We start from the raw sequence: 20,148 nt of genomic DNA on the forward strand, positions 1-20,148 counted from the left end.
GCCCACTATGACCGACAAGCCCATCAACGTGCTGTTTTTGTGCACCCACAACTCCGCCCGCAGCATATTGGCCGAAGCCGCGCTGAATTTCATCGGCCGCGGCCGCTTCAAGGCCTACTCGGCAGGCAGCAGCCCGCGAGAGAACCAGCAACCCAACCCGTTGGCATTGAAGGCGCTGCAATCAGTTGGCATTGATACCGAAGGCTTGTACAGCAAGAACTGGGACGAGTTTGCTAAGCCAAATGCGCCCCACATGGACCTGGTTATCACCGTGTGCGACAACGCGGCCGGCGAGGTATGCCCGTACTGGCCCGGCGTTCCGGCTACAGCCCACTGGGGTTATGCCGACCCTTCCGATGCGCAAGGCGACGAAGAACACCGCTTTGAAGCCTTTCGGCAGACGCTGCACGCCATTCGCCGCCGCCTGGATCTGTTGGTGAACTTGCCCCCGGAACGGTTGGAGAAGCTGATGCTGGAGCAAACTGCGCGCAACCTATCAACGTCTTGATTGGCTCTCTCTGTCTTCAGTGATATAGAAACATGCAACCCAATATTTCTAAGGCCTTGCTGGCCGAGTGCGTGGGTACTGCCATGCTGCTGTGTGCCGTGATCGGCTCGGGCATCATGGCCGAACGCCTCAGCGGTGGCAACATTGGCCTGGCTTTGCTGGCCAACACCCTTGCTACCGTCTTCACGTTGTACGTGCTCATTGAGGTTCTTGGCCCCGAAAGCGGTGCCCACTTCAATCCGGTCGTTACTGTGATTTTGGCGCTCCGAGGCGAAATGGCTCCGCATGATAGGGTTCCAATGACGGCGCTCTATATCCTGGCACAGTGCAGCGGGGCGGTTTTGGGTGCATTCCTCGCGAACGCCATGTTCGATATGGACATGATGCAAATCAGCACGAAGGTGCGAAGCGGGACCGGGCAATGGCTTGCAGAGGCCGTGGCAACGGCAGGTCTAATTTTTGTGATTCTCCGCGCCCCCAAAGGCAAGGCGAGTGTCTTAGTAGCTTGTTACATCGGTGCCGCGTACTGGTTTACGGCGAGCACGTCCTTTGCCAATCCAGCTGCAGTCGTGGGCCGCATGTTGAGCGATAGCTTTGCCGGTATCGCTCCGCAGAGCGCTTTGCCATTTGTCCTTGCCCAAATCGTTGGCGGCGTTGCAGGCGCGCTGTTGGCCTCAGCCTTTGCGCGGAGATCGTTGGACGTTTGACCTAGCGCAACGGCGCGCTACTGAGCTTGCGCAATGATTGCCAAGACACAGACCGCAGCGGATCCGGTCGTGCGTAATGGAAAGAGGGAGTTCAAATGAAAAAAATCCAAGTTTTTGATCCAGCCATGTGCTGCAGCTCCGGTGTGTGCGGAGTGGAAGTTGATCAGAATCTGGTCACCTTCGCAGCCAATGTGAACTGGGCCAAACAAAACGGCGCACAAATCGAACGTTTCAACCTGGCCCAGCAGCCGATGGAATTTGCCTCAAGCCCAGTGGTCAAGGGAATCCTTGAGCGCTCGGGCGAAAACGCATTGCCGCTGGTTCTGGTCGATGGCGAAATCGCATTTGCTGGCCGATACCCCTCGCGCACCGAGTTGGCCCGCCTGGCAGGGTTGGCGCTGGTCGCCGCGGAGCAGCCAAAGACTGCTGCCTGTTGCTCCGGTGGCCGCTGTTGAGCGCAGAAAGCACCTCTATGAAATTTCTGAACCAACCACCACGGTTCCTGTTTTTTACCGGAAAAGGAGGCGTGGGTAAAACCTCGATTGCCTGTGCCGCCGCGATCAAGCTTGCGGCGGATGGCCGGCGTGTGTTGTTGGTCAGTACCGACCCCGCTTCCAATGTTGGGCAGGTCTTCGGAATTGCGATTGGCAACCACGTTGTACCGGTTCCTTTGGTCCCCGGACTGTCGGCGCTGGAGATTGATCCACAAGCCGCAGCCCAGGCCTACCGCAGCAAGATCATTGATCCGGTGCGTGGCGTATTGCCACAGACAGTGGTCAAGAGCATTGAGGAACAGTTGTCGGGCGCCTGCACCACCGAAATAGCCGCGTTTGATGAATTCACCGGTTTGCTGACGGGCACGGACCTGGTGCGGGACTTTGATCACATAGTTTTTGACACTGCACCGACCGGGCACACCATTCGATTGCTGCAGTTGCCGGGTGCTTGGAGTGGATTTCTCGAAGCAGGTGCAGGCGATGCTTCCTGTTTGGGCCCACTGGCTGGCCTGGAAAAGCAACGCATTCAGTACAAGGCGGCGGTGGATGCCTTGGCCGACGCATCAAAAACGCGTCTGGTTCTTGTCGCCCGGGCTCAAGCTTCAGCGCTTCACGAAGCCGCGCGCACGCATGACGAGCTCGCCAACATTGGCTTCACAAAACAGTACTTGGTCATCAACGCCGTGTTTCCGCAGGCGCAGGTGGGCAATGACACGTTGGCAGCATCCATTTACCAGCGAGAGCAAGATGCGCTGAGACACATGCCGGCGTCTCTTGCTAACCTGAGCATGGACCAGTTGGAGCTCAAACCATTCAATCTTGTCGGCCTTGACGCGCTGCGCCAGTTGCTGGATACAACGGGTGTGACCCAGCCCATTCCGGAACAGGCATCTGCTAGGCTGCAAGCGCCAAGCTTGTCTAGCCTGGTCGATGAAATTGCTTCTGACGGGCACGGTTTAGTGATGTTGATGGGCAAAGGCGGAGTCGGAAAGACCACGCTTGCCGCGGCTGTTGCAGTTGAGTTGGCCCACCGAGGCTTTCCCGTGCATTTGACGACATCTGATCCCGCCGCGCACTTGGTGGAGGCCTTGCACGGAGAACTCGAACACCTCACGGTCAGTCGAATCGACCCGCTGGAAGCCACTGAGCGCTACCGTCAGCAGGTCATGGCCACCAAAGGCGCGAAGCTCGATGAGCACGGTCGCGCCTTGCTGGAAGAGGATTTGCGCTCGCCCTGCACGGAAGAAATCGCCGTATTCCAGGCATTCTCACGCGTCATCCGCGAGGCGGCAACGCGCTTTGTTGTGATGGACACCGCGCCCACCGGGCACACCCTTCTACTCCTCGACGCCACAGGTGCTTACCATCGCGATATCGCACGCCAAATGGAGGCCAGTGGCAGGCACTTCAAGACACCGATGATGCAGTTGCAGGACCCCAAGCAGACCAAGGTGTTGATTGTTACTTTGGCCGAAACGACGCCAGTTTTAGAGGCGGCGAGCCTGCAAGACGACCTGCGGCGCGCAGGGATCGAACCCTGGGCTTGGGTCATCAACAACAGCATTGCGGCGACGCCCGTCACGTCGACATTGATGCGCCTGCGGGCAGCAAACGAAGTGGCAGTTATTGACGCCGTGATCTCCAGGCACGCCAAGCGATATGCTCTGGTGCCACTTCTGAAAGACGAACCGGTTGGCGTCCAGCGCTTGCTTGATCTGTCTGAGGGGCATACCGAAGCTGCAATGCTTTGAAATAATCGAGCCGGCGGGTGCCGGGCTTTATCCTCAGTTGGGGTTCGGACGCCTGATTGGCGATTGCAGCCTTCAGCCGGGCGCAATCCAATAAGGTCGCCCGAACACCATCAACTCCACACATAGTAAAAAGGCCCAGTGAATCGCCATGTCCGAGATCACCATTTATCACAACCCAGCCTGCGGGACTTCGCGCAATACCTTGGCGTTGATCCGCAACTCGGGAGTAGAACCCGAAGTCATTGAGTACCTGAAGACGCCGCCCACCAAGACCCGGCTTCAGGAGTTGATCAAGGCCATGGGCATTAGCGCCCGCGACTTGCTACGCGAAAAAGGTACTCCCTATGACGAGCTGAACCTGGCTGATCCCAAGTGGACAGAAGACGAACTTGTCGACTTCATGCTGCTGCATCCTGTTCTGATGAACCGCCCGGTAGTCGTCACACCGCTCGGCACTAAGCTGTGCCGTCCCAGCGAAGCGGTGTTGGACATTCTGACCAATCCGCAACAAGGCGCCTTCACCAAGGAAGATGGAGAAGCAGTAATTGATGACAAGGGCAACCGTGTCTGAATCCCTCCTGCCTTCCAGCAATCTGGACCTCACCTGTTTCCAATTTCCCGATGTCAGCGCCGTAACAGGGCGAGGCACATCCGCACACCCGCCACGCATCCTGATGTTGTATGGCTCGCTGCGTGAGCGCTCTTACAGCAAACTCCTGACCTTGGAAGCAGCACGGTTGCTGGAGTCCATGGGTGCCGAGGTCAGGGTCTATGACCCCACAGGCTTGCCGCTACCGGATGGCGCGCCGGATACCCACCCCAAGGTGCGAGAACTGAGAGATCTTGCGGCCTGGTCCGAAGGCATGGTCTGGTGCTCACCCGAGCGCCACGGCGCGATGACCGGCATTATGAAAAGCCAGATCGACTGGATTCCACTGTCCGATGGCGCGGTACGTCCAACTCAGGGTAAGACTCTTGCGGTCATGGAAGTCAGTGGCGGTTCGCAATCTTTCAATGCCGTCAACCAGATGCGCATCCTGGGGCGCTGGATGCGCATGATTACTATCCCAAACCAAAGCTCGGTTGCCAAGGCTTTCACCGAGTTCGACACTGAAGGCCGCATGAAGCCGTCGGCTTTCTACGACCGCGTAGTGGACGTGATGGAGGAGTTGGTCAAGTTCACGTTGCTGACGCGCGATGTGTCGCCCTACCTGGTAGACCGCTACAGCGAGCGCAAGGAAACGGCCGCCGAGCTGTCCAAGCGGGTGAACCAGCGCGCCATTTAGGCTGGAAGGTATAGAGGCGGCTCCTTCGTTTCAGCAGATTCTTGACATGTGCATTTGCATGCACATATACTCTCGCCAATGAAAACGCCGACCGCCCGAGCCCAAGCCGCTAACGCCTGCATCGAGATCCTCGATGCCGAGTTCTTTCGAGCGTTGTGCGAACCTGCGCGCCTGCAGGTGTTTCGCCAATTGGTGCTATTGGGTCGTTCGGATATCGGAACCATCGCCCAGACCTTGCCACAAGACCGCTCCGTTATCACACGGCACTTGCAAGTGATGGAACGGGCCGGAGTGGTTCAGTCGCAGACCGAAGGCCGGCATACCTTCTACGAAATTGATGGCCCCACCATCGCTGGCCGTGTCGAGCAGATGGTTGCCTTGATGCGCACCCTGGTGCCGCTTTGCTGCCCGGGAAAAGCCGAATAGTTTTTTTTACCAATTGTGTGCATATATGCACACACAAACCCATGTTAAAACCCACTTCACCACCACACGCTGGTCCTATGGCTCTCATCTTTGCTTTGCTACTTCCTGCATCCGTCCTCACCAGCCTGGCTGGTTTCCTGTACGCACGCGAGACCGGTGGCTCTATGGAGACTGCCATCCTGGTCACGAGCCTGGCTCCGTTGGTCATTGCCATGCTGCTGGAGCGGTGGACGCCACACCGGTCCGAGTGGAGTCAATCCAGGGGTGATACTGTCACCGACTGGACCAGCTTTGCTGTACTGGCCGGGCTGGTGCAGCCTCTACTCAAGTGGGCGTCGCCGCTGATCGTGGTTGCCGTCTACGGGTGGATAGGAGAGCCTATAGGGTCGTCATTCGCGGGCATGCCCTTTGTGTTGCAGGTTTTGGCGGTCACGCTGCTGGCCGAATTTGGCAAGTATTGGGGGCACCGCTTGCACCATACGGTTCCTGCACTGTGGTGGCTACATGCCTTGCACCATGGCAGCGAAAGGCTGTATTCCATCAACAACTTCCGGGTGCATCCATTGGAATACATGATCAAACACGCACTCAGCCTATTGCCGTTGATGCTGTTGGGTGCACCGGCAGACGCGATCCTTGGCTACATTGCTTTGACGCAGCCCATCCAGATGTTGCAGCACGTCAACCTGCCGCTGTGTCACGGATGGCTCAATTACGTTTTTAGTACCAACACAGTTCATCGCTGGCACCACTCCACCGAGCAGAGTGAAGGCGACTCCAACTTCGGCAGTGCGCTGGTCATTTGGGATCAGGTGTTCGGGACGTTCCGCCACCGGTCTGAAGACACAGAGCCGGCACGTATAGGGCTCTATGCGACAACCAGTTATCCGGCGAGCAAACCCTTTTTTAGCCAGGTGCTTTCGACGCTTCGATTGCCATGTTGCTTGGCGTGAGCAAAGTTGAAGCAGGCCCAAGGGTTTATGCAAAAGGTGCTATTTGAGGCATCTAATGCGGCTCTTCAACTGGCTGCGTGGGGGCCGTTTTGGGTGGCATTCAACACACTGGCTCACTTTCAATCGGAATTGGTGGCCTACATTGCGCCGGAACAGGTGGCTGATTTGGACCGGAATGAGTGGCTAGGTTGCCCAGGAATACGCATGTTCCAGCCGACTGCCAGATGCTCGCCATGATTTTGCGTCACGGTTGGCTTCCTATCTAGAGGTTGATTGACTGATGTCCATCACTTGACGCAAAAGCGTTTCAATTTCTTTGTCAGCCACATCAATAGATACTGCTGCGGTATCTAGCATCATTGTGGTGCCATTACTCAGGGTCACTTGCAGCAACCACAGGTGTGCCTCCGGCACCTTCACTCTGGCCACTTGTGTAATGTCAGCAAGACGTATCCAAGCAAACTTGCTATCTTCAAAAACTGCCAACCATTGAGCCGCGCCGGCGTCGGGGAAGAGTTTCATTTTTTGGTTTCCTAGATCAAACTACAAGGCCGCAGACACTCGGTCAAAGAGACGCTCGAATCGCGCCAGCTCATCCGGCTTCAACGTCGTTGCCGTTAGCTTCGGCAGAACAGCCTGTACTACCCGGTAATGGTTGAAGCCGCCATCTTTGAGCAGCGTGACACCTTTTGCCTTAAACCAATAGTTAATGCGCTCAATCATGCGCGGCTGCGGGCCTAGGTCGGCTTCAGCAAGCGTCACGCCTTGCAATTCCTTGTGGTAGGCCTGATTGAAGGCCGCTATGTGTGGCGGCTCGCGTTTGAAACCCGCCCGACTTGCAATCAGCGCCGCCCCAGAAAGCAGCATGGCAACAATTGAAACCCAGTCCAGGTTCAAGAGGAGTTGCATCGTGTTTTCCTATGCTGTTGCCCTGGAATCCACGATTTTCAAAAGGTGAGATGCCAAGATGATCATGTCGCGCGCCTCAGCTGCGGATATTGCGACTCGGCGGTGAGAAGAAGGGTTTTTATAGCTGCCTATCGCACCGGCCATGAGGTTCATGAGTGCGACACGTTCTCCGCGTTCAACAGATTTGTCGGTAAGCGCGCCATCTTCTACGCTGAAGGCCCGCGTGGCAAGAGTAACACCGAGCAGGTCATGTCCCAAACCTGCGGATGCGCGAATTGCGACTTCAAGTGATTTAAATGCTTCGAAAACCGCCGTCTCGAATCTCGATTGCAGATAGAGAGGCCTCACATTTATGAGCAATTCGGCATGCAGAAACGCTTCCGGCAACTGCTCGTTGCTGATCATCGCCCGGACGCCTCGAAGGTCACGCACACTCTGCCCTAGCGGGGTAGGATCAAACCAATCTTCACTTTCATCTGGGCGTCGACAAATAAGGCCGTTTGTCTCAAGCCAAGACCACGCTGTCGAACAAGCAATACCAACATCATTTCCACGAGGGCCGAATGGTGCTCGAAAATCTTCACCAATTGCTGTACAAAACGAGCGTCTGTGCCAGAAAGGCCCAGCGTTTCGCTCACTAGTCATGAGTGCTTCCAATACATACCCAGCTAAGTCAGATCTGTGCATGTTTACAATTTCTGAACGGTCATGGATGAGGTCTTGGAAGAGCTTCATGGTTTCCTTCGTTAAATGGCGGTGCCTACGCGATGGACGTCACGGCGAATAGAACACACCTCTCGCAGCTGGCTTGCGGATTTACCCGTGTTTGTAAGGCACTTCACAGAGGCTAGCACGCGATTGCCGTTACAACAATGACAGGTGGGGCCTTTTGCAACATCACACCCCCCTCCCGTTCCCTAGAAAATATCCAGCCATCAAATTGGTTTTGCAAATATTAGGGGCCCGCGTGGCCTCACCGCGTAACGCCCGGTGGACGCACCCAGAAAAGCATCCCGTTATTTGCGTCAGCAAAAATGTCCCCCCCGGGTGTTTGGCTCCTGTGATCAAGGCTCCTGCAGCAAGGGATGGGTTTGGTTACGAATGGACTCAATCTCTGCGCGCAAACTCTTGTCATCGCGGACCAGACCGTGCAGCTCGGAACAAAAAGAGGTCCAACCCGGCCAATACTCACGCTTCATAAACATCGAGCTGTCCCACATATCCTCCCACCACGGGCTATCGTTCTTTGAAAATTTCAGCAGCGACAAGGGATGCACTTGGCCATTCACTAGCGACTCGAATTCATTTTCCGGCAGGACATACCCCTTGATTGCCTGGACGCTTGCGATTTTTGGCTTCTTCTTGTAGAGAGCATCCAGCAGTTCAAACGTCACCGACAGATGCATCAAAGAGGTACGTCCACCCGACCCTACTTCCTGGCTGACATGGAAAGGTGTAGAGAAAGTCTTGCACTGGTACTCACCGTACTGTTTCACGATCAGAAACCGACCAGCTTTATGGTTTTCACGGACTAAGTGCAAGTTCGTCAACGTGCGGTCCATTCCCGATTTCACCGGCCCAATTTCAAGCAAGCTCTGAACGGCCTCGGTCGCGCTTTCGGGAAAGCGGTAGTAGCCAACTTCAAACATCGAGCCATCGCCGTGCTGCAACCACCGCGGTTGCCCACCTAAGTAGTTTGCGACGCTCAACAGATCCTGAAAGGTCGGTTCAATCTCGCCGCTAAACCACTTTTCCACAGGTTCGGCGCAGGGCGAAGAAATGTCCTGTGCGATGTGTGTGATTTTCAAGGTCTTGCCTGGCATACCTTCGCGGGCCGCATCCAGCAGGGCGCGCAAGCGGGTAGAAACCTGAATCCGGCGAGCGCTTCGCTCATCGGATTGAATTTGGGGTTCTACCCATGCCTGCAGGGCCATTCGCGCCTCTCCCTCGACGGAACGAATGTTCCGGGCGGCAAGCGTTTCAAGCCCTTGCCAGATCAAGGCGGGGATATTGCGAATCGTGATTTTTCCAAGCATGCGGGCCTCCCGTGTTTGCGCATGCCCAAATAGTACAGGATGATTGCAGTTCGCACAAGCTAGAACAAAATGACATCAAAACGCGACAAACTGGAGAAAGGCAGCGTCAAACGGGAAAACCCGGCGATTAGCCGGGTCTCCCTCTCGATTGTTGAATAACTGTTTTCCTAGCTGTAGTCCGGATCGGTGTCGTCAAAATTGCAATGAATGCATTGCCGCTTAATTTTGGCTCCGTACACGCCAAATATTGTTTCCTGACGAAGCTCGTGCCCCAGCCACTTGCACGCAAATTTGGCGGAGCTAAACTTGGTGAAGAACCGTCTGAGCATTTGGGTTCCTAGCGTTTCAGGAAATCAGCCACATCTTGGCGACGCGCACTGCGGGCCATTCCACTCAACTTAACTTCATTCATCTTAATATATTCAACAGCCTGCAGAATTTCATCGTTGGATAGCTTCCGCTGAAGCTTTATGGGGCCATGCTCCCCCCGCGACGTTGTGTGCCTCGTCTTTACAAAAATTGTGTGGAGATTCCGTGGCCGCTTCAGGTAGGTACGGACATTGCCTACGGATGGGTTGTACCATACACACACTTACGCCAGCCGCTTCGCAAGATCCTCAGCGCGCGGATGGTAGTACCGCATCAACATACGCGGGTCTTTATGCCCCGTGATTTTCGTAAGTTCATGCAACGGGAAAATCTCCGCCAGGCGTGAAGTCGCTTCATGCCGCAAGTCGTGAAAGCGCAGGTCCGTGAGATACCGTGTGTCGGGCTTTTGCCGGATTTCCTTGCACTCGTCCACAAACGCCTTGCGCGCACGCACTACAGCACGCTCAAATGCCCTTGTTACGGCATCGCTACGTATTCCGAACACTCTGTCATCATTGTCCGTGTCGTCGCCCTCGCCGTCACCGTCACCGACTCCGTCTTCGTGCTCGCCTTGCAACGCAACAAGAATATTAACCGCACGGGTCGACAGCGGTACGTCGCGTGAACTGCCATTCTTGGTTGAAGGCAAATGGGCTACCCTACGCTCAAGGTCAATGTGCTCCCAGCGCAAGCCAACAATTTCGCCGCGGCGCATGGCAGTCTCCACTGCTAACCAAATGATTGACGGCAACAACCTCGAACCACTGGCGGCCACTACCCGCTCCAATTCCCCGTTACTGGCAGCGCGCTTTTTGGGCGTCCCGTCGGACTCTGCGATTTCAGGCAGTATGGCCTCGACGGCTATTCGCCTCGTACGAGCATTGTTAGGTTGCGGTTTGCGCACCAGTTCAACCGGATTTGACAGACTTTCCATGCCCCATTCCTTGCGCGCAATCGTGAACACGTGGGACAAAACTCCCAGGCGGCGCAGCACTGTTGCCGGCTGGTATTCTTTCAGCCACTGGTCACGCAACTTTGCCACATCCGAGCTTCGTATCGCAGCCAGCGGCTGATTTGCCATAGCCGTCGCCTTCCAGATCCGCAGGAACGACTTTTCCCCAGCCGCAGTCTTCTTACTTGGCGTAACCTCAAGTTCATACCGCTCCAGGGCATCGTGCAGCAGTGTGGCTTCGGCCTCACCCCTGCTCATCCAAACGCCGCGCGACATCTCGGATTCATTCATCTTCGCCCAGGCTTCCGCTTCAGCCTTGGTGGTGAAAGTCTTGCTCAACGGCGTAAAGCCATGTCGCCGTATCTGTGCCCGCCATTGGTAGGGACCACGTTTATTTATTGCCGCCATATACCCCCCCGTTTCGGGTTGTGCCGAAATTGTGCCAAAAACACAATAATAGCCTCAAATTACCCGCAAACATTAGCTAGAGCTTAGCGTTCGTAATGAGAAGGTCGGGTGTTCGATTCATCTCTCCGGCACCACAATCAAAAAGGGTTTGCTGCTATTAATTTAGTAGCAAACCTTTTTCCTTTTGCTATGATATGAGGGCCGATGGAAGACGGTTTAAGTTGACCTTACCCACTCTGCGATCATTATGGTTCTTGCGCCCCAGCGCCCGTCTCCCCCCGGCTTCATCGCGGTTCGGTTCCCTGATCATAGAGAGTCGGCCGGCCTTACTTCTCTTCGCTTTGTCGCTTAGTTTCTTGCGCAACACGATAAGCCTCTGCCCAGCCGTATTGTTCAGCAGTTAACTCCAGTTCAGGGTCTTCTCGTTCCTGCATATTCATTGCATAGGCACAGGCGTAGGATGCGCATTCACCGCGTCGAACACCGCCTGCGCTGCGGCCACGTTCGTCGGTGGTCAATTGAGGTCGTATCGAACGCTAAGGACCGTCGACACAGCAAGATAGCCATCTGCATGGATATCTTGTGTGATGGAGAGCCAACTCTCGAACGTCTGTTCAAGCTGCTTCCATAGCTACTCACGGATTAAAGCCTACTAGAAACTTTCACAAGTAGGGCCTACGCCCGAAATTGTCGTACAGGCACCAATTGGAATGCGACCACTACTAGGAAAACCTTGATAATTTGTCTGAAGAGTAACGGGATAAACTTGACCGTTAACCAATACATTGAACGTCATTACGGCTATATTATCAACAACATTCCACATTCCATTATCAATCACAACAGATTTGACGAGTTGCGTTGGAAAAGTACCATAGGTAAATCCGTCCAAAATGATAGTGGCTTCAGGTGCAGATAACGATAATTTAATATTAATATTGTGCTGCCCTCCAGCCACATTTCCCGAGAAGTTCCAATGTGAGTTGCCGCCGAACGTACCGTTTGCGTACTTCCAAACACTGTTCATGTAATCATTACATTGGTTTGTTGTGCTGTATGGGCAGGTACTTGACCAACCAGCAAATGCAGCGTTAGAGGAAATCATCCCTACACCCAAAACCAACGCTGACAGTAAACGTGAAATATTCTTATTCATAATATTCTCATCCCTTGATTAGAACTCGAAGACCGAATTTGCATTCAGCCACTTTCTCTCCGCATCAATATCATTGCATATTAACTGCGGAGACTTTCGATACTAGCATTTCTAAGTCTGGGTAAATGTCCATACCATATTTGATACAGACACTTACATTGAGTTACGGCGGTGATTCGCACAGTTCTGATTGCCGAGTGTTCCGCGGAAGCCTCTGAGGCTCTTGCAACTGGGATGTCTTCAATGCGTGTTGTGTATTGCGGCGTTCTGCGCCCCTGCCGCATGCCCCATTCGCGGTGGGCATCGTCCAGGCCGCTACTAGCCAGGTGCAACGTGCCCTTGCCGAATCGGTTGTTTAAACCGTCAAGCACTTTCATCAGCTTCGCGCGCTCGGCCACGTTCTCTCCCTCGTCATCCAGATCAAGCTCGCCCTGCACCAGGTGATCGGGCGCCAGGTCCAGCAGCATTACGCCTGCCTTGATCAGGTCGAACCCCGGCTGGTAAATCTGGTGTAGCCCGGCCTCGGCCGCGTGCACGATCACAGTCGTGTCACAACTCGGGTGCCGCAGTGGCACGATCACGCTACGGTGGTACTTCGGGCCTGGTCGGTGGGGTGTTCGATTCATCTCTCCAGCACCACAACACACAAGGGTTCATTGCCATGCAAATGGTGATGAACCCTTTGTCATTGGTGACTGCACACCCCGGAGTCCTTATGCAATCCTGATACCGGGATTCGCAAAATCCAGTTTCACACAACTGCTTTGCAGGTAGGAAACGCATATGGATATCTACAGCAATTTCGGCCCTGTTCTGGCCATCGCCACCGTGGTCGTGCTGGCCGCCGCATACAAGTGGGTCTTTCGCCTAATCGGCATCGTGATCGTTCCGGACAATGCGGTGGGCACCATCACCAAGAAATTCGTGCTCTTCGGCGCCAACCGCGAACTGCCCGCGGGCAAGATCGTGGCGCTGCTGGGTGAAGCGGGCCTGCAGGCCGATACGCTGGCGCCGGGTCTGCACTTCTTTCTCTGGCCCTGGCAGTACACCGTTGAACTGGTCGAGTTCACGACAGTCCCCGATGGCAAGATTGCGGTCATCGAAGCATGCGACGGCATGTCCTTGCCAGATGGCCGCGTGATTGCACGCCAAGTGGCGTGCGACAACTTTCAGGACGCCCGTGCCTTTCTGGCCAATGGCGGCGAGCGCGGCGTGCAAATGTCGATCATCCCTCCCGGCACCTGGCGTATCAACACACTGTTGTTTACCGTGCACTTGGAGGATATGACTGTGATTGAGCCGGGAAAGATCGGCGTGGTGGAAGCACGTGATGGGCGTCCACTTTCAGGGGGCCGCATCATTGGCAAGCAGGTCGCCTGCGATTCGTTCCAGGACGCACAGGCCTTCATGAACGCCGGTGGCGAACGCGGCCCACAGATGACCATCATTCCACAAGGAAAGTACCGCATCAACCCGCGGCTGTTCAAGGTTTCTATGGCTGGCGTGCACGACATCCCTGACAACAAGGTTGGCATCGTGACAACCCGAGAAGGCGCACCGCTGAAAACTGGTGAAATCGCCGGCCCCGAAGTGGTTGGACACAATTTATTCCAGGATCCGCAAGCCTTTGTGGACAACGCGGGCACCAAAGGTCTGCAAGAGCAGGTATTGCTGGCCGGTCGCTACTTCATCAACCCCATGTTTGCAACGGTAGAGATCATTGAAATGACGGAGGTGCCGATTGCATCGGTCGGTGTCGTGGTGGCTTTTGTGGGCAAGGCAGGCGACGATGTGACGGGCGTGGAGTTCAGGCATGCCAACATGGTGCGCCGTGGCGAGAAAGGCGTCTGGGTCGATGTGCTGGACCCAGGAAAGTATGCAATCAACACCTACACGCACAAGGTGCGAGTCGTGCCCACAGCCAACGTAGTACTCAACTGGGCAACCGGCAAGACCGAGGCCCATAAACTCGATGCCAACCTGTCCACCATCACGGTGCGATCGGCCGACGGCTTCACCTTCAACCTGGATGTGAGCCAGATCATCCACATTCCGCGCAACGACGCGCCCAAAGTGATCGCACGTTTCGGCAGCATGGAAGCCCTGGTCACGCAGGTGCTGGAGCCAACCATTGGCAACTACTTCCGCAACGCGGCACAAAGCTCGGATGTGATCGACTTCCTGAAGCAGCGCACCGTGCGCCAAGCAGAGGCCAAGGAGGCCATTGCCAAAGCATTGAAGGACTACGACGTGGGCGCAGTTGAAACGCTGATCGGCGACATCAGCCCACCCGCAGATCTTATGAAAACGCTGACGGACCGCAAGATTGCGGAGCAGGAGAAGGTGACCTACAACACGCAAATGGAAGCCCAGGGCGTGCGCCAGCAACTGGAGCAAGCCACGGCCTTGGCCAACACACAGGCGCAGGTGGTCGATGCCGAGCGCAAGGTGGCAATCGCAGAGTTTTCGGCTCAGGCAGCTGTCAAGACCGCGGACGGTACGGCGCGCGCCAAAAAAATCAACGCCAACGCCGACGCTGAAGTGATACGTGTAACCGGCGTAGCGGAAGCAGACAAGACACTGGCGGTTGGCCAGGCCGAAGCCACGGTCATCAAACAGAAGATCGACTCCATGGAATCCGGCAACTACGCCATTGTGCAAGTTGCACAGGCTTTGTCCTCAGCCGGTGTCAAGCTGGTTCCCGAAGTGGTGGTCAACGGCGGCGGCGAAGGTGGCGGCGGAACCTTGGTCGACGTGTTGCTCGCAGGGCTGGTCCGGGACCAGCATGCGTCCAACAACCGACTTGTTCCAGAGGCGGTGAACTAGACCCCGCCATTCCGCTGGGATCGGACGATCAGTGCCTGGGTGGAGAGCCTGGGCCTTGTTGGCGGCTGTGGCTACAATAGTTGCTCGGGTCAGCAGTTCACCCAGGCGTTGCCAGAATCATTGCTTTGATTCACGCTAAACCTGACGTATCGATCGCAAGTACGCATCAAATTTTTGTGTGCCTACGCTGCAAGTGGCAACCCCAGCACTCCGTTCACGGAGTCCACGGCGCACGAGGAACTTTGATGATGACTCGCATGCTCTTACCCTTGGCTATTGCCGACATTTCTTCCTTCGCGAAGAAGCTCAAGACCTCTCTAGACATACGCGCCGAACAAGGCCAACCGTTGCCCAGCCACCTGGAACTGCTGAACCTGCTGGCCCGTGCGGCCGGTTTGCGCAACTTCCAGGCCTTTAGAGCTTCGGTCGAAGGCACCACTGTAGCGGCCGACGCGGTGCAGCCCACCGTGGCCAGCACCGCGGATGAGACCTCAGACCGCGCCACGCTGTCCCCGACGACCCGCAAGGCCTTGGGGCAATTTGATGCAGCCGGACGGCTGGTGCGCCTGCCCAACAAATTTTCGGTGCAGCAAATGGCCATGTGGTGGATGTGGACGCAGTTTGTGGTGCGGCGCAAGTACACCGAAAAAGAAGTCAACCAAATTCTCAACGCCCACCACACCTTTGGCGACCAGGCCACGCTGCGGCGCGAGTTGGTCAACATGAAGCTGTTGGGGCGCAAATCAGATTGCAGCGAATACTGGAAAGAACCAGTGCGCCCCAGCGAAGAAGTGCAGGAATTCCTGCGTGCCATGCGCCATACGCTAGCTGATGCACAGTCCAGCCGGTCTACGCCATCTAGTCGACCCAAGCGCGGCGAAATGGTGCATTCAGCGGAGTGACTTGTTCGGTCTGCCCTTCATAGCATTGCAAGTCAGTTGGTGTGCAACCATTCCTCTTCGGGCAAGCCTTTGAGGAAAGCGGCAACCGCGTCCAGCGCGCCGTTGTCCGCCGCCCACTCAATGTGTTCGGCCAGGCGCAAGGTTTTTAGCGGGGCGGGTGTGCTGTCCCACGCTTCCAGTATCAACGGCAGCGCAGGCTCCCAACCCAGCGCTGTGCGCTTGCGGTTGGGCAGCATTTCGAACAGCGCGTTCCAGCTTTGGGGCATGGGGCACACGCGCTTGTTTACCCGGCACAAGGCAATCAAACTGTGTGCAGTGTCTGCCATGCTCGCAACTCCCAAAAACGTAAAACTACTTTATCGGTGCTGTGGGACCGTCTGGGTATTGCTGTAAACCCTCAGGGTGTTGGGTTCACAGCTTGTTGGGATCAAGGCCGGTGTCCTTGTGAATGGCATCCAGCAGCGGCTTGCCAACACGGTCTGCCAACTGGGCATGCAGGGGCACCAGCATCTTCTTCAAGGCCAGGCGCTGCTCCCTCGTGGGCACATACACAGCGGTCGTTCCGGCCTTCTTGACGCCTTCCAGCGCCAAGTCGTTTTCTTCCTGCGCAATACGGTTGGCCAACACGGTCGCTTCTTTCATTGCCTGTTCCAGCTGCGCGCGCACGTCGGCCGGCAGCCCCTCCCAGAACTTCTTGTTGACGATCACTGCATAGCCCAGGTAGCCGTGGTTGGTAAGGGACAGGTGCTTTTGCACCTCATGCATCTTCTGGCTGTAGAAGTTGGAGATGGGGTTTTCTGTGCCATCCACCACGCCGGTTTGCAAGGCTTGGTAAACCTCAGAAAAGGCCATCACCTGGGGCACGCCACCCATCATGCGAATCTGCTCTTCCAGCACCCGGGATGCCTGGATACGAAATTTTCTACCCCTGAAATCGGCTGGAACTTTTAACGGCGTGTTGGCAGAGAAAGATTTGAATCCGTTATCCCAGAACGCCAAGCCCTTGACCCCCGTGGGCTCCAACTTGGCCAGCAGGCTGGCGCCTACCGGGCCTTGGGTGATTCTGTGCAGGTCGGACGTCTCGTCAAAAATGAACGGAAGGTCAAACACCTCGAATTCTTTCACCCCCAAAGGGCCAAACTTGGCCAGCGAAGGGGCCAGCATCTGCACGGCGCCAATCTGCAGCGCTTCTATTTCTTCCTTGTCCTTGTAGAGCAGGCTGTTGGGGTAAACATCCACCTTGACCTTTCCTTTGGTCAATTCCATGGCGCGTTTGGCAAAGAAGTCCGACGCCTTGCCCTTGGGTGTGTCGGCGGCCACCACATGGCTGAACTTGATGAGGATGGGGCGCTGTGCGTACGACAGCAAAGACAAGGTTCCAACGGCCAGGCCCAATGCAAGGGCACGAAAATTCATGGTGTGTAATCAGGTGCTGGTGCGATACACAAGTGTCGACCGGACGTCCAGACGCCACAAGTGTGGAGCTCCCCTAAGTAATAACCCTTGGCAATCCAACCATCCCCATGCCCATCGCGACTCCTGTTTTGAATATCTTGACCCAACCATTGAGCTGGGTGCTGGCACTGCTCGCGCTGAGTCTGGTGCTGCGGCGCAGACCCACGCTCGGCCGCGCGCTGGTGGGCGCCGCGTTGGCTTTGCTGTTGCTGCTGGGCTGGCAGCCGTTGCCCGATCTGCTGGTGCGTCATTTGGAAAGCCAATACGCCGAAATGCCGCCGCAGGCCGATCTGCGTGGCTATGTGGGCATGGTGGTTTTGGGGGGATCGACGGAGTCCAGCCATGCCAGCATCGCGCACGTCCAGCCGCTGATGAATGATGCCGCCGAACGGATGACGGCACCGCTGGCGATGCTGCAACACAACCCCCACCTCAAGGTGATTTACACCGGTGGTGGCGACCCCAAAGATGCCATCAGCGAGGCCCAGCGCGCCAAGGTATTTTTCGACAGCCTGGACGTGACACGGCAGAGAGTGATTTACGAATCCGCGTCGCGCACCACCCATGAAAACGCCACGCTGACGGCGCAGTTGCCGGGGGTGGACACCACGCAGCACTGGCTGCTGGTCACGTCGGCGTGGCACATGCCGCGCTCTATGGCGACGTTTGCCAAGGCGGGCTGGAATGTGACGGCGTATCCGGTAGACTTTCGCACCGGTCAGTCCACGCCGTGGACCGAGTATTCACTAGGGCCGGCGCTGCGAAGCTGGCAGCTGGCCTTGCACGAGCTGCTGGGTACGTTGGCCTACCGCGTCACGGGCCGCCTGTAACGCAGGTCAGCTGTTGCGGGCCAACACCTTGTCGATGCGCTTGCCGTCCAAGGAGGTCACCTCAAACTGCCACTGCGCACATTCGATGCGCTCGCCCACGCTGGGCAACTCGCCAGACACCGCCATCAGCAAGCCGGCCAGCGTGTTGTAGCGCCCGCGGTCTTCCTGCGGCAATTCATCGATGCCCAGCCGGGCCTTCAGTTCACCCACCGGCATCAGCCCGTCCAGCCCCCAGGAGCCATCAGGCAGTTGCGTGGCCCAGGCCTGCGTCTGGCCGTCGGGCTGCAGTTCGCCGGTGATGGCCTCCAGCAGATCGTGGGGGGTCAACAAGCCCTGCACCACGCCGTACTCATCCACGACAAACACCATGCGGCCGGACTTGGCGCGAAACTGTTCGATGAGCTCCATGCCGCTGAGAGTTTCTGGCACAAAGGCAGCGGTTTCCGCGACCGACTCCACACTGCCCTCATGCTGTGGCCCCAACTGCAGCAGGCGCGCGACGCTCACCAGGCCGACTACCTGGTCCAACGATCCGCGGCACACCGGGTACCACGAATGCGTGCCCTTGTTACTACCGCTGCTGGCTTGCCTCAGGCAATCTGCAACAGTGGCCGTCGCCTCCATCCACTCGATGTCAGCACGTGGCAGCATCATCGATGTCAGCGTGCGGTCGTCCAAGTCAAAAACGTTGCGCACCATCTGGTGCTCGTGCTGCTCGATGATGCCGGCGTCCACACCCTCTTCCAGACTGGCGGAAATCTCTTCTTCGGTCACACCGCGGGTGTCGGTGGTGTCGATACGCAGCAGTCGCAGCATGCCGTGGGTGCAAACCGACAACAGACGCACGAAGGGTTTGGCACCGGTTGCAAACCAGGTCATGGGTCGGGCCAGCACACGCGCTACCGGTTCAGGATACAACTGGCCAATGCGCTTGGGCACCAATTCACCGAAAAGAATGGTGACAAAGGTGATCAGCGTAACGACCAACGCTGTAGCCGATATCTCCGCCGCGCGGTGGGATATCGGCAACATGGCACCCAACCAGCGCGCAACGCCATCACTGAATGCAGCCTCACCCACGATGCCGTTAAGCATGCCAATGGACGTGACCCCGACCTGCACGGCCGATAGAAATTGCGTAGGGTTGGCCAGCAAGGCCTGTGCCGCCTGGGCGCCTTTGTCGCCTTCGTCCGCCATGGCTTGCAGGCGTACCTTGCGACTGGCCGTCAGTGCCAGCTCCGACATGGCAAATGCGCCATTGAGCAGCGTGAGCAGCACGATCAAAATAAATTCCATGAAACCCAAGCGAGAATGAAAACCATGGCACTTTACATGATTGGCGATGTGCAGGGCTGCGACGCGGCGCTGCAGGATTTGCTGGACACCCTGGATTTCACTCCCAGCCGCGACACTTTGTACATGCTGGGTGACTTGGTCAACCGCGGGCCCGACTCCGCCGCGGTGCTGCGCCGCCTGATGGCGCTTGGCGACGCGGCCCATTGCCTGCTGGGCAACCACGACCTGAACCTGCTCGCGGTCGCCGCAGGCGTGCGTAAACCACACCGCAAGGACACGCTGGACGGCGTACTGGCTGCGGTCGACCGCACTGCCATGCTGCACTGGTTGCGCCACCAGAACATGGCAATGCTGCTCAACCGCGGTGGCACTCCCCTGCTGATGGTGCACGCCGGCGTCCTGCCCGCCTGGACTGCGGACCAGACCCTGGCGCTGGCGCAGGAGGTAGAAGCCGTGCTCCAAGGCGAACAAGCGGCCGAGTTCTTCAAGGTGATGTATGGCAACACGCCCGACAGCTGGAGCGATTCCCTGACGGGGATGGACCGTATGCGCGTCATCGTCAATGCCCTGACCCGGTTGCGCTTTTGCAGCGCACAGGGGGCCATGGAATTTGACAGCAAGGAAGGCGCGGGCGGAGCGCCACCGGGTTACCTACCCTGGTTTGACGTGCCAGGTCGGCGCACGGCGCTGGTGAGCGTGGCCTTTGGCCATTGGTCCACGCTGGGCTGGCTGGGAAGGAGCGACGTGCTGTCGCTGGACACCGGCTGTGTATGGGGCGGCAGCTTGAGCGCGCTGCGTTTCAACCTGAAGAATCAGGACCAGGAGCTCATCCAGGTGCAGTGCGCGATGTCCCAAAAACCGGGCCTGTAGTGAACAGGCAT

General features: G+C 56.8%; 23 protein-coding genes. 12 read left to right on the forward strand and 11 right to left on the reverse strand.

Features of this window, described 5'->3' with window-relative positions; genetic code table 11:
* Positions 1–7 precede the first annotated feature (7 nt).
* The 8 genes from AC097P_RS12235 to AC097P_RS12270 all read left to right on the forward strand — a co-directional run bounded on the left by AC097P_RS12235 (position 8) and on the right by AC097P_RS12270 (position 6,128).
* Positions 8–508 (forward strand): arsenate reductase ArsC, encoded by a 501-nt coding sequence (locus AC097P_RS12235; RefSeq protein ID WP_479610694.1) that lies wholly within the window; start codon positions 8–10, stop codon positions 506–508.
* Between the two features lie 32 nt (positions 509–540).
* Positions 541–1,215 carry an aquaporin gene (locus tag AC097P_RS12240; RefSeq protein WP_479610695.1) on the forward strand — a complete coding sequence of 225 codons (675 nt, stop codon included), beginning with the start codon at positions 541–543 and terminating at the stop codon, positions 1,213–1,215.
* 95 nt (positions 1,216–1,310) lie between these two features.
* Positions 1,311–1,670 (forward strand): arsenite efflux transporter metallochaperone ArsD, encoded by a 360-nt coding sequence (gene arsD / locus AC097P_RS12245; protein WP_479610696.1) that lies wholly within the window; start codon positions 1,311–1,313, stop codon positions 1,668–1,670.
* Positions 1,671–1,687: 17 nt separating this feature from the next.
* Positions 1,688–3,463, forward strand: coding sequence for an arsenical pump-driving ATPase (gene arsA / locus AC097P_RS12250; RefSeq protein ID WP_479610697.1), 1,776 nt, complete (start codon positions 1,688–1,690; stop codon positions 3,461–3,463).
* A 148-nt stretch (positions 3,464–3,611) separates the two neighbouring features.
* Complete coding sequence (gene arsC, locus AC097P_RS12255; RefSeq protein ID WP_479610698.1) at positions 3,612–4,034, forward strand: arsenate reductase (glutaredoxin); 423 nt, start codon at positions 3,612–3,614, stop codon at positions 4,032–4,034.
* Positions 4,012–4,749: an arsenical resistance protein ArsH gene (arsH, locus tag AC097P_RS12260; RefSeq protein ID WP_479610699.1), complete on the forward strand. Its 738-nt coding sequence runs from the start codon at positions 4,012–4,014 to the stop codon at positions 4,747–4,749. Before arsC ends, arsH begins: the two co-directional genes overlap by 23 nt.
* A gap of 78 nt (positions 4,750–4,827) precedes the next feature.
* The gene (locus AC097P_RS12265) at positions 4,828–5,175 is read left to right on the forward strand and encodes an ArsR/SmtB family transcription factor (protein WP_479610700.1); all 348 of its coding nucleotides are present in this window, start codon (positions 4,828–4,830) and stop codon (positions 5,173–5,175) included.
* 77 nt (positions 5,176–5,252) lie between these two features.
* The gene (locus AC097P_RS12270) at positions 5,253–6,128 is read left to right on the forward strand and encodes a sterol desaturase family protein (protein WP_479610701.1); all 876 of its coding nucleotides are present in this window, start codon (positions 5,253–5,255) and stop codon (positions 6,126–6,128) included.
* Positions 6,129–6,386: 258 nt separating this feature from the next.
* On the opposite strand, the gene AC097P_RS12275 is transcribed toward AC097P_RS12270, so the two are convergent.
* The 8 genes from AC097P_RS12275 to AC097P_RS12310 all read right to left on the reverse strand — a co-directional run bounded on the left by AC097P_RS12275 (position 6,387) and on the right by AC097P_RS12310 (position 12,584).
* Complete coding sequence (locus AC097P_RS12275) at positions 6,387–6,650, reverse strand: hypothetical protein (protein ID WP_479610702.1); 264 nt, start codon at positions 6,648–6,650, stop codon at positions 6,387–6,389.
* 21 nt (positions 6,651–6,671) lie between these two features.
* Positions 6,672–7,037, reverse strand: coding sequence for a hypothetical protein (locus AC097P_RS12280; protein WP_479610703.1), 366 nt, complete (start codon positions 7,035–7,037; stop codon positions 6,672–6,674).
* Positions 7,038–7,046: 9 nt separating this feature from the next.
* Positions 7,047–7,772, reverse strand: coding sequence for a TIGR02391 family protein (locus AC097P_RS12285; protein ID WP_479610704.1), 726 nt, complete (start codon positions 7,770–7,772; stop codon positions 7,047–7,049).
* Positions 7,773–8,101: 329 nt separating this feature from the next.
* On the reverse strand, positions 8,102–9,073 hold the full coding sequence (locus AC097P_RS12290) for a FitA-like ribbon-helix-helix domain-containing protein (protein ID WP_479610705.1): 972 nt from the start codon (positions 9,071–9,073) through the stop codon (positions 8,102–8,104).
* Positions 9,074–9,665: 592 nt separating this feature from the next.
* A complete protein-coding gene (locus AC097P_RS12295; RefSeq protein ID WP_479610706.1) occupies positions 9,666–10,802 on the reverse strand; it encodes a site-specific integrase in 1,137 nt (378 codons plus the stop codon).
* A gap of 326 nt (positions 10,803–11,128) precedes the next feature.
* Positions 11,129–11,320, reverse strand: coding sequence for a hypothetical protein (locus AC097P_RS12300; RefSeq protein WP_479610707.1), 192 nt, complete (start codon positions 11,318–11,320; stop codon positions 11,129–11,131).
* Positions 11,321–11,454: 134 nt separating this feature from the next.
* Positions 11,455–11,958 carry a hypothetical protein gene (locus tag AC097P_RS12305; RefSeq protein WP_479610708.1) on the reverse strand — a complete coding sequence of 168 codons (504 nt, stop codon included), beginning with the start codon at positions 11,956–11,958 and terminating at the stop codon, positions 11,455–11,457.
* Positions 11,959–12,038: 80 nt separating this feature from the next.
* A complete protein-coding gene (locus AC097P_RS12310; protein WP_479610709.1) occupies positions 12,039–12,584 on the reverse strand; it encodes a DUF4113 domain-containing protein in 546 nt (181 codons plus the stop codon).
* A gap of 157 nt (positions 12,585–12,741) precedes the next feature.
* Between AC097P_RS12310 and AC097P_RS12315 the strand changes: the two genes are divergently transcribed.
* Both AC097P_RS12315 and AC097P_RS12320 read left to right on the forward strand, forming a co-directional pair.
* Entirely contained in the window at positions 12,742–14,784 is a 2,043-nt protein-coding gene (locus tag AC097P_RS12315) for an SPFH domain-containing protein (RefSeq protein ID WP_479610710.1), read from the forward strand.
* 248 nt (positions 14,785–15,032) lie between these two features.
* Positions 15,033–15,686, forward strand: coding sequence for a DUF2087 domain-containing protein (locus tag AC097P_RS12320; RefSeq protein ID WP_479610711.1), 654 nt, complete (start codon positions 15,033–15,035; stop codon positions 15,684–15,686).
* 32 nt (positions 15,687–15,718) lie between these two features.
* On the opposite strand, the gene AC097P_RS12325 is transcribed toward AC097P_RS12320, so the two are convergent.
* The gene (locus AC097P_RS12325; RefSeq protein ID WP_479610712.1) at positions 15,719–16,012 is read right to left on the reverse strand and encodes a hypothetical protein; all 294 of its coding nucleotides are present in this window, start codon (positions 16,010–16,012) and stop codon (positions 15,719–15,721) included.
* Positions 16,013–16,097: 85 nt separating this feature from the next.
* Positions 16,098–17,102, reverse strand: a complete 1,005-nt coding sequence (locus AC097P_RS12330) for a TRAP transporter substrate-binding protein (RefSeq protein WP_479610713.1) — start codon at positions 17,100–17,102, stop codon at positions 16,098–16,100.
* Positions 17,103–17,209: 107 nt separating this feature from the next.
* Between AC097P_RS12330 and AC097P_RS12335 the strand changes: the two genes are divergently transcribed.
* A complete protein-coding gene (locus tag AC097P_RS12335; protein ID WP_479610714.1) occupies positions 17,210–17,971 on the forward strand; it encodes a YdcF family protein in 762 nt (253 codons plus the stop codon).
* Positions 17,972–17,977: 6 nt separating this feature from the next.
* Here the strand turns inward: AC097P_RS12335 and AC097P_RS12340 are convergent, their stop codons facing one another.
* On the reverse strand, positions 17,978–19,267 hold the full coding sequence (locus tag AC097P_RS12340; RefSeq protein WP_479610715.1) for a hemolysin family protein: 1,290 nt from the start codon (positions 19,265–19,267) through the stop codon (positions 17,978–17,980).
* Positions 19,268–19,291: 24 nt separating this feature from the next.
* On the opposite strand from AC097P_RS12340, the gene AC097P_RS12345 reads away from it, so the two are divergent.
* On the forward strand, positions 19,292–20,137 hold the full coding sequence (locus AC097P_RS12345) for a symmetrical bis(5'-nucleosyl)-tetraphosphatase (RefSeq protein ID WP_479610716.1): 846 nt from the start codon (positions 19,292–19,294) through the stop codon (positions 20,135–20,137).
* The last annotated feature ends 11 nt before the right edge of the window (positions 20,138–20,148 follow it).

It is taken from the genome of Rhodoferax sp. ZS1R8 (assembly GCF_056521325.1).